The sequence below is a fragment of the Carnimonas bestiolae genome (assembly GCF_051251145.1).
In the GTDB taxonomy this organism is placed as follows: Bacteria; Pseudomonadota; Gammaproteobacteria; order Pseudomonadales; family Halomonadaceae; genus Carnimonas; species Carnimonas bestiolae.
Window position 1 is genome coordinate 196,935 of sequence record NZ_JBPCZK010000005.1, and the last position, 11,588, is coordinate 208,522.

Below are 11,588 nucleotides of genomic sequence, written 5' to 3' on the forward strand. Positions count from 1 at the left end.
GCACGGTTATGACTTGGGCGTGCGACGACGCGGACGACGCCTGCGCGGTGGGGGCGGTGTCGGCATAGGGGGGATTTCTTCAGCGTCGCGCGGCGAGTGGGACACTTCCCTGATCATCGCTTCGCGTTCGCTTACCTCGGCCGTTTGATAGTGCTCCCACCAGTCTCCCAGGCCAGGCGCGATTTCGCCTGCCTGTTCGCGCAGCAGCAAGAAGTCGAAGGCCGCTCGGAAGCGCGGATGGGTAAGCGTTTGTTCGGCACGTTTGCCCTTGCGGCGTGGCAAGCGCAGCTGTAGTTCCCAGATATCGCGCATCGGGAAGCTGAATCGCTTGGGAATGGCGGTGTGCTGAATCTGTCGGCTGATCACCTGCTGCGATGCCTGCTGCTGCGCCTGTGCGTGCGGAGCACCTTCATGCATCGCCGCAATCGTGTCCATGACCACGCCTGGCCATAGCAGCGCACCATACAAGAATGCCGGTGTGACCGCCTTGTCCTGTCGCACTCGCTCATCGGTATTGATCAACGCTTGCTCGACGAAGCGCTCGGCCCACGGCAACACGCTGAAGGCGTCGAAGGTGGCCGGAAACAGCATCGCGAACACGCCGCGTTCGCGCAGCGCCCGATAGGTAGCGAGCGCGGCACCGTTTAGAAATAGCTTGAGCACTTCGTCGAACATGCGGGCCGCAGGAATTGACAGCAGCAACGGTGCCAACTCGTTGATCGGTTCGGCGGTGCGCGGCTCGATATCGAAGCCCAACTTGGCGGCAAAACGAATCGCACGCAGCATGCGCACTGGATCTTCACGATAGCGTCGCTCTGGATCGCCGATCAGTCGCACCCGCTGCTGCTCAAGATCGTTGATACCGTTGGCCCAATCGTGAATGGAGAGATCCGAGACGTCGTAATAGAGCGCGTTGATGGTGAAGTCGCGGCGCAGCGCGTCTTGATCGATGCTGCCCCATACGTTGTCGCGTAGCAGCATACCCGCGGCAGAGCGCTGCGAACGATGATCATCGTCTTCGTCATCATGAGTGCCGCGGAACGTGGTCACCTCGATGATCTCGCGGCCGAATCGAACATGTACGATGCGGAAGCGGCGGCCAATAATCACTGCATTGCGAAACAGGGATTTCACCTGATCAGGCGTTGCATTGGTGGCAACGTCGAAATCCTTGGGATGTGCGCCGAGAAGCCCGTCACGCACGCATCCGCCCACCAGATACGATTCGTATCCAGAGCTGTTAAGACGTTGGAGAACCTTGATCGCGTTCTCGCTGAGCATGCTTCTCGAAAGAGAGTGCTCTGCACGAGAAAGTATTCGGGGTGCCGGTTGGGAGGGCTGGGAGCCTGCTTGGTTTTTCAAACCTTTATCGATGCCTGAAGTAATCGGGGTGCCGTGGGCACGTGACTAGATAGGCTCAGTTTAACCAAGGCGTCGGGGGTTGCAAAGTCACAGCTTGGGCTCTTTGGTGTCGTTAAATAAATAAGGAGGCTTGCGCCTCCTCTATACCCACGCTGAGCAAAGTGTCTGTGCATGTTTGTCGAGCGGTAAACCTTGGGAAACAGTGCCATCGCCATTGTTGTTGTTATTGGCATCGGTTGGCGGAGCTATTGTTTTTGTTGTCGCCCGTTGCCCGATAGCCGTTACCCAAACTGACTCACTTTCCGCCCATCACTAAGCACCCTGTTGTTTTTGTTGGTGGTGCTCTTCATGCGTTGGAAGAGATATTATTTTTGTTGTCCTTCCGACACTCACCGATGCCTGATGTTGTTGTTGTTTCGGCAATCGCTGCTGTTCTTTTTCTTACTCGATATAATGCGGTACTCGTGCCACTTTTTAATTTTTATTTAACAATCATTTGGTTACTGAACTTTAGGCGTATAGAGTCATGTCGCTATCGAGCTTCGCTGTTGATTCCATCGCACTTTTTGGGCCAAAGAAGTGCAGGCTGTCTCTTTTGGTGCACAATTCACGTGAGCTGAAACTCACGCTATAGCGAAGATGCACGATTTCCCGTGTCATCATGAATTACGTCAGCAGACGGTAGTTTGCTGACCTGCCAGTGACTCACCGCCCACTGAAGCTGCTCGGTAATCGGAGCGGAACGCAGCGCTTGGGGCGGGCATTGGCCAAGCATATCGATGGCGTCGAATAGGCACTCGCGGATGGTATCGACCTGGTCGGGTAGTGCAGGCGCGAGGTTTTGCTTCGAGAGCTTCTGTCCGTTCGCTGCGGTAGCCAACGGCAAATGAAGATAGCGCGGGGTGGGGCACCCAAGGTGCTGTTGTAGCAGCAATTGCCATGGCGTGTTATCAAGCAAATCCGCGCCTCGTACTACATCGGTAATTCCTTGGGCGTTGTCGTCGACGACAACCGCTAGCTGATAGGCCCACCAGCCGTCCCTGCGCTTGATCACTACGTCGCTCAATTCGGCAAGCGGCCAATGCTGCGCGCCCATGCGGCGGTCGTGCCAGCCTATCTGGGCATCCGGGGCCGAGTGAGGGATACGCAACCGCCACGCCGGTGGTCGGTCGGGATGTAGATTTCCTTCACGACACCAGCCGGGATAGTGGGGAAACCTTTGCCACTCCTTGCGCGAACAGCCGCATGGATAGGCATATCCAGTGTGCCTGAGCAAATCAAGCGCTGCTTGGTAGTGATCGTTACGCTGGTGCTGATAAAGAACCTCACCGTCCCAGCTCAGCCCAAAGCTGTCCAGTTGGCGAAGAATAACGCTGCTGGTGCCCGCGGGGCAGCGAGGCATATCGGTGTCTTCTATGCGCACCCGCCACTCGCCGTTATGTGCGCGTGCGTCGAGCCAACTTGCTAGAGCGGCCATGAGTGAACCGAAATGCAGCGGACCAGACGGCGTTGGTGCGAAGCGCCCGCAGTACCAGGGGCGGGCACTCATTGCGTTTGGATAGCGTCCGATTGTGGCTGCCAACCTTTGCCGCTGCGCTTCAATGCCGGGATGTGCCCCAGGCTGATCACTTTATCTGCCCAGCCTTGCTCGAAGTCATTGAGCGTTTGCACCCAGCGGTCGCCTTCCGTCAGTGCTACGGCGAGTGCCAGGGTGTCGGCCCCCAAGCGCCTTAGCAGGCGCAACGCCGCCAAGGCAGTGCCAGCGGTAGACACCACGTCGTCAATAAGCAGCACTTTCTTGCCCTCGACTCGATGCGCCAGATTAGGGTCGAGGTAGAGGTGACGGTTGGTGCCGAGCGAGGTAATCGACGAGGCCGGCTCACTATAGCGGTCGTCGAACCAGAACTTGCGCGATTGCCCAAGCGCCACGTAGTGATGGTGGCCCAAGCGTTCGGCAATCACGCGCGCATAGTGAAGCCCTGAGGTGGGAACACCGACGATAACATCGGGTGCCAGCGAGGCAATTTTGGGCAGCAATCGTCCGATCAACTGCTCATCTACGCTGAAACTCACCTGATTCGACATCAGTAGAGCGATGGCGGCTCGCTTGTTGGGGAGAGGCTTGAGCGGTAGATCAAGTACGCTATTGTCATCCAGTGTTACTCGGAACATACCGTCTTGGACTGATGGCGCATCGCTGGCGCTGGCGAAAAAACAAACATCGTTTCCATGAGGTGCATTGCTGCCCATGAGCCTTGTTACCCTTGATGGTGAGATGAAGCGTAAAGCGGCGCGTGGACGCTTTCGAACATTGGTCGTCGATAAGCGGTAGGTGACAGTATAGCCAAATCGAGGTTGGTATCACGCGGGGAGTGCGTTGATTTCAATCACCTTGCGCGAACGCGCAGGGTAGAAGGGGGCGAGCCCCGGCTAATGCCGAGGCCGCGAGGAGCGAAGATTGACGCGGCTCGGTTAATTGCCGAGCTGCTTCTCCTTAAGCTCCGCAAGCGTTTTACAATCGACGCACAGTGTCGCAGTGGGGCGTGCCTCAAGTCGGCGGATACCGATTTCGACGCCGCATGCTTCACAGAAGCCGTAGTCATCTTCATCGATGCGCTCGATGGTTTCGTTGATCTTCTTCAGCAGCTTACGTTCGCGGTCACGAGTGCGCAGTTCGAGGCTAAAGCCCTCTTCCTGGGTGGCGCGGTCCGAAGGATCAGCGAAGTTGTTGGCTTCTTCCTGGAGATGACGAACGGTGCGATCCACTTCCTGCATCAGATCGCTTTTCCACTCCAGCAAGATGCTACGAAAGTGCTGGAGCTGTTTGTCGTTCATGTACTCTTCACCCGGTTCCGCTTGGTACGGGGTGAATTTAGAGAGCGCTTCTTTCAGCGCATCCGGTTGCTGTTCGGCTACTGCCATGGGGATGCCTCATTACGCAGTGTGTCTTGGCCCAAGGGCCGCCGTTGTATACCCTCGCGGGTATTAATGTTCTACCGAAGGGGCAGTCTTTTATAGAAAAATGCGCCGTAATGCAACCCGAACAACGCTGCTCGGGGAAAACTGTGCATCGCCCCTTCCTTTGGCTTAAGGCTCCTTTCTCTTGAAAATCAGTTGCCTTCATTCAGGAACGCTGATGAAGCGCTATAAGCGCTTTTTGGCAGATATCACATTTGCTTCTGGTGAAATGGTCACTGCTCACTGTGCCAATACTGGCTCAATGCGCGGTCTCAATCAGCCCGGCGCGACGGTATGGCTGTCCTACCACAATAACCCCAAGCGCAAGCTGGCGTGGAGCTGGGAGCTCATTGAGCTGCCCTTGGCCGCAGGAGGCTCAGCGCTAGCAAGCATTAACACCGCACGCGCCAATGCGCTGGTGCGCGAAGCCCTTGAGGCGGGCGTTATTGCTGAACTGGCAGGCTGCAGCACTATTCGACCAGAGGTAAAGGTAGACGACGCTCGTTTGGACTTCGAGCTGCAAATCGACAATCAATCGTGTTTTGTCGAAGTCAAACAGGTCACGCTGCTTGAAGAAGACGGTATCGGCTATTTTCCCGATGCTGTTAGCACGCGCGGGCTCAAGCACCTCAACACCCTGGCGTCGCTCGCGCTGAGCGGCAAAAGGGCAGTGCTGTTGTTCTGTGTTGCTCACACTGGAATCAATGAAGTGCGCCCAGCAGTACATATTGATGTTGCTTACGCCGAGGGGCTGAAGGCGGCGGTCGAGTGCGGTGTGGAAGTGTTGGCTTACCGCTGCCGTATTGAGGTGCATGAACACCAGGCGGACATTGCGCTCGCGTCTGCCATCAAGGTGGCGGTGGAGTAGCGGCTTTTTTAGCGCTGCGTGACTCACCGAGTACAGGGCCAAGTGCGCTAACGTGTTGAGGTATCGAGTAAGGCGACGGTCGCAATGGCCGCGTATCTGCTGTATCTCAACTCGAACCGGTGAATGCCCGTGGTGTGTGTCAATAAAAACGCCTCTAAACAGAGGCGTTGTTCGAAAGGGTATTAAAGCCTGGCTTCAAGCGTCGTTGAAGCGATCTTCGATATAGGTGATTTTTGTTTTGCCATGAGGCGCTGGCTGACCATCTTCTCCCATATTAACGAAGACCATCTTGTCGATGGTAAGAATGCTTTTGCGAGTAATCTTGTTGCGCACATGGCATTTCAGGGTGATGGAGGTTTTACCAAAGTGGGTCGCGGTTAAACCGAGCTCGATAATGTCGCCTTCCGTTGCACTTGAAAGGAAGTTGATTTCCGACACAAACTTGGTCACTACCTTGGGGTTTTCCAGCTGGATAATGCTGTAAATGGCCGCTTCTTCGTCGATCCAACGCAGTAGACTGCCGCCAAATAGAGTTCCATTGGGATTGAGATCAGCAGGCTTAATCCATTTGCGGGTATGGAAATTCATGTGAGATGCCTCCCGGTTTACGTGGGTAAAGGGCATTGAGCCGTGGAGTGGTTAACGTTTAACGCGAAAGATGGCGGTTTCGCCGAGCAGATTGCGCCAGCGTCCTACGCCACGCCATGAATCTCCGCGCCCAATCACCTGATCGACAATGGTGTAACCATTATCTTCACACAGGCGTGCAAAATCCTTGAAAGTCGACAGGTGGATGTTGGGTGTGTCGTACCATGCGTGGGGCAGCGATGACGAAACCGGCATTCGACCTTTCAATCCCAAGTGCAGGCGATGCCGCCAGTAAGCGAAGTTGGGGAACGTGATAATGCATTCGTGGGCCACCCGCAGCATCTCGTTGAGTGCAAAATCGGGACGTTCCAGCGCTTGCAGGGCTTCCGTCATCACAATCAGATCGAAGGAATCGGCGGGGAAATTGCTCAGGCCATCGTCGATGTTTTGCTCGATAACGTCGACGCCTCGCGCAATGCATGCATTGATGCCTTTGTGATCAATCTCCAGACCGTAGCCTGTCACATTCTTGTGACGCGCCAAATGATCGAGCAGGTCGCCTTCGCCACACGCCAGATCAAGAATGCGCGAATTGGGCGGAACCCAATCGTAGATCAGAGCCAGATCGCGGCGCAGTTCGGTCATTGGGAAGCCTCCTCGGCGGTAACACTGTCAGCGAGTCCAAGCGTGTCACCAGCGTGCCGTAGGAAGCCTCCCAGCACCGCCTGGTAGCGGGGATGAGGCAGCAGGAACGCATCATGACCATAGGAAGAGTCGATATTGGCGTAACTCACCTGTTTGCCGGCCAGTACCAGTGCATCCACCAATTCCCGCGAGCGCGAGGGAGCAAAGCGCCAGTCGGTGGTAAAGCTGATCACCAAAAAACGGCTGTTGGCCGGTGCAAGTGCGCGCGCCAAATCGCCGTCGGCTTCTCCCGCGGGATCGAAGTAATCCAGTGCTTTGGTCATGAGCAGATAGGTGTTGGCATCAAAGCGATCAGAGAAGTTTTTGCCTTGATAGCGCAGATAGGATTCGACTTCGAACTCAATACCGTAGCCGAAGTTCAGTTCGTTACGCACATCGCGACCAAACTTGTTGCCCATCGCCAGCTCTGACAGATAGGTAATGTGGCCCACCATGCGCGCCAAACGTAAACCTCGTCTTGGTAAGGTTTGGTGCTCGCTGTACCAGCCATCACGAAAATCGGGGTCGGAGCGAATCGCCTGCCGAGCCACTTCGTTGAAGGCGATATTTTGTGCCGTCAATTTGGGAGTGGTGGCGATAGCCGCCGTATGGCCGACGCGTTCCGGGTAGCTAAGCGACCATTGGATCGCCTGCATCCCGCCCAAACTACCGCCGACAATCGCCGCAAAGCGCTCGATGCCCAGAAAGTCGGCCAGACGCGCCTGACTTTCTACCCAGTCGTGCACCGTCATGAGCGGGAAGTCAGGACCCCAGATACGCCCCGTCGCGGGGTTGATCGAGGTTGGCCCGGTACTGCCGTCGCAGCCGCCAAGGTTATTCAGGGACACCACGAAAAACCGGTTGGTATCGATGCTCTTGCCAGGGCCGATATAAGCATCCCACCAGCCTGGCTTCTTATCGCCTTCATGCCATCCCGCAGCGTGATGGTTGCCAGTTAGCGCGTGGCATATCAGCACCGCGTTGGTACGTTCAGCATTGAGCGTGCCGTAGGTTTCGTAGGCCAGTTCATAGCTTTCCAGCGAGCGCCCGCACGCCAACGGCAGCGGCGTGTCAAAACGCGCTGTTTTTGTCTCGACCAGGCCGACCGAGTCGGCGGGTAGCGTGCTCACGAGAAAGTTGCCGTCGTTATCAAGCTTTGAGCCATGGTGCTGACGCCGTATTGCAGAACGTTAATCAATAAAAACGCAACGATAGGCGAAAGATCCAGCATGCCAAGTGGCGGAATGATCCTGCGCAACGGCGCCATTACGGGTTCGGTTAGCTGGCGGATAAGCATCGGCGCTGGGTGGTTGTCTTGTGGAGCAATCCAACTCATTACCACCATCAGAATCAACGCGTACCAATACAGCTGAAGCAGAATCAGTATCACGCCAGCGACGGCCGCAATCAGCACTGGACCGATTCCAGAGGTCAGGGCCCCCGTTAACAGCAGCGCAATTACCTTGACGACAAGGGCAGCGACAACCGTGGCCAAGTCGAAGCGGCCCGCTATGGGGCGGATGACTTTCTGCAGCGGTTTGATGAGCCAATTGGTGGCTTTGATAACGCCATGCGCAATCGGGTTATAGCCATCTACACCCGATGCCTGCATGGCGAAGCGCGCCATCAGGACGAAAATGAAAAGGCTGAACACAAGGTTGATCAAGCCGGTGCCTGAAGAAAGGGATTCACCCATGGTACTACTCCGTCACATGCGGTATCGGCCCGATAGAATCACTGCCAAAAGGCGTCGGGCCGTCGGAACTGAATCGATCAGTGTGCTAAGACGCTTTTTTAGCGCGCCTTAATCTCATCAACGATACGTTAGGGGGTGTCGAGCTGCTCGGCCAGTGCTTCTGCTCGCTCTGCGCAAGCGTTACAGGCATCCTTCACCAGATTTTCGAATCCGCCGCGCTCGAGCGCGAAAATGGCCTGTTCGGTGGTGCCTTTGGGAGACATGACCTTGCGTTTCAGGGTCGCTGGATCATCTTCTCCCAGTGCGCACATCTCGGCAGCGCCCAAGGCGGTCTGGATGGCCAGGCGGCGGGCGCTTTCACGTGGTAGCCCCTGATCGACCCCTGCGTTTTCCAGGGATTCCACCAAATAGTAGAAATAGGCTGGTGCGCTACCCGCTATTGCCGTCACCGCACTCAGCAGTTCCTCTTGCTCAACCCACTCGATAATGCCCACCGCCTGCATGATTTCAGTGGCAATCTGGCGCTGGTCGTCATCGACCTTGTCGTTGGCGTAAAGACCTGCTGCTCCCCGCCCTAGTAGTGATGGGGTATTGGGCATAGTGCGAATGACGCTGATGCCATCACCCAGCCAGCGCTCGATGGCTTCGCAGCGAACGCCTGCTGCAACCGACATTATCAACGGCTGCTTATTCTGAACAGCGCCCTTGATTGATTCGCACACATCCGCCAAACCTTGAGGTTTAACCGCAAGAATCACCACATCGGCACGTGTTACAGCGGCGTTATTGTCAGTAGTAGTATTAATCGCCAGCTGCTGCGCCAGTGGCGCGAGTGTTTCATCACTTGTTGCGGTGGCGGTAATTTCAGCGGCGGGATGACCGTTGTGAATCAATCCACGGATGATGGCCTGAGCCATGTGTCCTGCGCCAATAAACGTAATATGGCTTGGCATGGTGCCTCCTGCATAAAAAGAATGAAGACGACAGCCGGTCAAGCTGTCGTCGTATCGAGTCAAGCCGTAGCGGGGCGTGGTCCAAACAGAGCCGTTCCCACTCGCACAATAGTGGCACCTTCGTCGATGGCGGCTTCCATATCGCCGCTCATCCCCATCGATAGGGTATCGAGTGTGATACTGGGCAGTTGCTCATTCAGTTGAGCCATTAGAGCGCGCAGCTTTTTAAAAGGCTGATGCTGAGCTGCGCTATCGGATGTTGGCGCTGGCAGTGCCATCAAACCACGTAGTTGTACCCGCGGTAGCTCTGCAATGCTGGCGGCTAGCGCTGGTAGCGCCTCGGCAGTGACACCTGATTTACTCTCTTCCCCGCTGACATTCACCTGAATGCATAGCTGTAGTGGGGGCATATCGTTGGGCCGTTGGTCGCTTAACCGTTTCGCCACTTTCTCACGATCGACGCTGTGCACCCAAGCGAAGCGATGAGCGATATCGCGCGTTTTATTCGACTGGATGGGGCCAATGAAATGCCACTCTATGTCGAGTGACGAAAGCGCCTGCTGTTTTTCCAACGCTTGCTGAAGATAGTTCTCTCCAAAGGCGCGCTGCCCCAGTGCGTAAAGTTCAGCAACTTGCTGCGGCGTTTGCATTTTACTGACTGCCAGTAGCTTTACGCTGTGTGGCTCGCGCTTCGAATCAGCGACTGCACGGTGCAAACGAGCCGTAACGTCGTTAAATCGCTGCTGCACGAGAGAAGCAGATGTATCCTGGGCGGACATGAGAATTCCTGAAAGGCTGCGTTGCACGTCTTGGTCAGAAGTTGGATATTACCCAACTGACGTGCATGAAGCCAAAGGGCCGACGAAGAAATCTCCGCATCGAGCGTGGTACACTTCGAGTCTTTATTGGTCGGGGCGCATCGCTAGCGTTGCCTCCGCGAGTATTCTTCTTCCCTTATATCTGTAGACGGTCTGAGAGATGCGCAATGAGTGATGTTGCCCAAGCGTTTGAGTTGATCAAGCGTGGAACTGATGAAATTCTCCTCGAGCAAACCCTGCTGGATAAACTTCAATCCGGCAAAAAACTGCGCATCAAGGCTGGCTTTGATCCAACCGCTCCTGACCTGCACCTCGGCCATAGTGTGCTTCTTACCAAGCTTCGTCAGTTTCAGGATCTGGGGCACACGGTCATCTTCCTGATCGGCGACTTCACTGGAATGATCGGGGACCCGACCGGTAAAAGTGCTACCCGACCGCCGCTCACTGCGGAACAGGTCAAGGCAAATGCGGAAACCTATAAAGAGCAGGTGTTCAAGATCCTTGACGCCGAAAAGACAGAACTGCGCTTTAACTCGGAGTGGTTCGGCGATATGTCGGCGGGCGACATGATCAAGCTAGCGTCGCAGAGCACAGTGGCGCGCATGCTTGAGCGCGACGATTTCGAGAAGCGTTACAACGCCAATCAGTCGATCGCCATTCACGAGTTCCTGTATCCGCTGGTGCAGGGCTACGATTCGGTGGCGCTAAAGGCAGATGTCGAACTGGGCGGCACCGATCAAAAGTTCAATTTGCTGATGGGCCGCGAGCTACAGAAGCATTTTGGGCAAGCGCCTCAGGTTGTTATCACAATGCCGCTGCTCGAAGGCCTCGATGGCGTGCAGAAGATGTCCAAGTCGTTGAACAACTATGTTGGCCTCGAAGATTCCCCTGGGGTGATGTTCAACAAATTGGTATCGATGCCGGACGCATTGCTGTGGAAATATTTCGATCTGCTCTCGCTTAAGTCCAACGAAGAACTGGACGCGCTGAAGAAGCAGGTCGAAGAAGGCGCCAACCCGCGTGATATCAAAATGGAGTTCGCGCGCGAGATTATTACGCGCTATCACGGCGCAGAGGCGGCGGCCAATGCTCATAAGGCTAACGGCAACGTACTGGGCGAAGGGGAGATCCCCGAAGACATCGATGAAGTCGAAGTATCATTCGATGGCAGCGGCGGTGCGCCAATCGCTTATGTGCTTAATCGCGCGGGGCTGGTAAAAAATAGTGCTCAGGCCAAGGATTTGCTGGGCAACCAGCGGGTTAAGGTAGATGGCGAGGCAGTGGCCAAAGACGCTGTGCTGGCCTTCGACCGCACTTACGTTATTCAGGCGGGTAAACGTAATTTCGCTAAAGTCACGGTTGTTTCTGGCGCCTAAGTGTGGGCGTAGGAGTACTGCCCGTAGCCGCTCTCCTTCGGGGGAGCGGTTTTCTTTTTAGGCATGCTCAATATGCGGCCAAAAATTATCTTCGAAAACGCCTTGCAAAGCACCGAGATGGTGCGTAAAGTACGCCTCCACCGCTGGGGCAGGTCCTCAGCAGTGGGAAGTTAACGGATTTGTTAAGCCGTTGATTTCCGGAGGTAAAGCGCGGTGTTGTTGAGCTAACGGAAACGTTAACGAAAGCAAAAAAGCGATTGACTTCCACACCGGATTGCGTAGAAT

12 protein-coding genes are annotated in these 11,588 nt (G+C 55.5%); 2 read left to right on the forward strand and 10 right to left on the reverse strand.

The window, feature by feature from the left end; translation table 11 throughout:
- Positions 1-6 precede the first annotated feature (6 nt).
- The 4 genes from pcnB to dksA form a co-directional block, all read right to left on the reverse strand.
- Entirely contained in the window at positions 7-1,362 is a 1,356-nt protein-coding gene (gene pcnB, locus R84865_RS08365) for a polynucleotide adenylyltransferase PcnB (protein ID WP_435633303.1), read from the reverse strand.
- A gap of 628 nt (positions 1,363-1,990) precedes the next feature.
- Entirely contained in the window at positions 1,991-2,911 is a 921-nt protein-coding gene (gene gluQRS, locus R84865_RS08370; RefSeq protein WP_435633304.1) for a tRNA glutamyl-Q(34) synthetase GluQRS, read from the reverse strand.
- Positions 2,908-3,534 (reverse strand): phosphoribosyltransferase, encoded by a 627-nt coding sequence (locus R84865_RS08375; protein ID WP_435633305.1) that lies wholly within the window; start codon positions 3,532-3,534, stop codon positions 2,908-2,910. Before R84865_RS08375 ends, gluQRS begins: the two co-directional genes overlap by 4 nt.
- 300 nt (positions 3,535-3,834) lie before the next feature.
- Positions 3,835-4,284, reverse strand: coding sequence for an RNA polymerase-binding protein DksA (gene dksA / locus R84865_RS08380; RefSeq protein ID WP_435633306.1), 450 nt, complete (start codon positions 4,282-4,284; stop codon positions 3,835-3,837).
- 181 nt (positions 4,285-4,465) lie between these two features.
- Between dksA and sfsA the strand changes: the two genes are divergently transcribed.
- Positions 4,466-5,188, forward strand: a complete 723-nt coding sequence (sfsA, locus tag R84865_RS08385; RefSeq protein ID WP_435639372.1) for a DNA/RNA nuclease SfsA — start codon at positions 4,466-4,468, stop codon at positions 5,186-5,188.
- A 195-nt stretch (positions 5,189-5,383) separates the two neighbouring features.
- On the opposite strand, the gene R84865_RS08390 is transcribed toward sfsA, so the two are convergent.
- The 6 genes from R84865_RS08390 to R84865_RS08415 form a co-directional block, all read right to left on the reverse strand.
- Positions 5,384-5,776: an acyl-CoA thioesterase gene (locus R84865_RS08390; RefSeq protein ID WP_435633308.1), complete on the reverse strand. Its 393-nt coding sequence runs from the start codon at positions 5,774-5,776 to the stop codon at positions 5,384-5,386.
- Between the two features lie 51 nt (positions 5,777-5,827).
- A complete protein-coding gene (metW, locus tag R84865_RS08395) occupies positions 5,828-6,412 on the reverse strand; it encodes a methionine biosynthesis protein MetW (protein WP_435633314.1) in 585 nt (194 codons plus the stop codon).
- A gap of 5 nt (positions 6,413-6,417) precedes the next feature.
- Positions 6,418-7,590, reverse strand: a complete 1,173-nt coding sequence (gene metX / locus R84865_RS08400) for a homoserine O-succinyltransferase MetX (protein ID WP_435637102.1) — start codon at positions 7,588-7,590, stop codon at positions 6,418-6,420.
- A complete protein-coding gene (locus R84865_RS08405) occupies positions 7,587-8,156 on the reverse strand; it encodes a YggT family protein (RefSeq protein ID WP_435639373.1) in 570 nt (189 codons plus the stop codon). The genes metX and R84865_RS08405 overlap by 4 nt, the downstream gene beginning before the upstream one ends.
- 128 nt (positions 8,157-8,284) lie before the next feature.
- Positions 8,285-9,109 (reverse strand): pyrroline-5-carboxylate reductase, encoded by an 825-nt coding sequence (gene proC, locus R84865_RS08410; RefSeq protein WP_435633311.1) that lies wholly within the window; start codon positions 9,107-9,109, stop codon positions 8,285-8,287.
- Positions 9,110-9,168: 59 nt separating this feature from the next.
- Positions 9,169-9,888: a YggS family pyridoxal phosphate-dependent enzyme gene (locus R84865_RS08415; RefSeq protein WP_435633312.1), complete on the reverse strand. Its 720-nt coding sequence runs from the start codon at positions 9,886-9,888 to the stop codon at positions 9,169-9,171.
- Positions 9,889-10,094: 206 nt separating this feature from the next.
- On the opposite strand from R84865_RS08415, the gene tyrS reads away from it, so the two are divergent.
- On the forward strand, positions 10,095-11,303 hold the full coding sequence (tyrS, locus tag R84865_RS08420; RefSeq protein WP_435633313.1) for a tyrosine--tRNA ligase: 1,209 nt from the start codon (positions 10,095-10,097) through the stop codon (positions 11,301-11,303).
- The last annotated feature ends 285 nt before the right edge of the window (positions 11,304-11,588 follow it).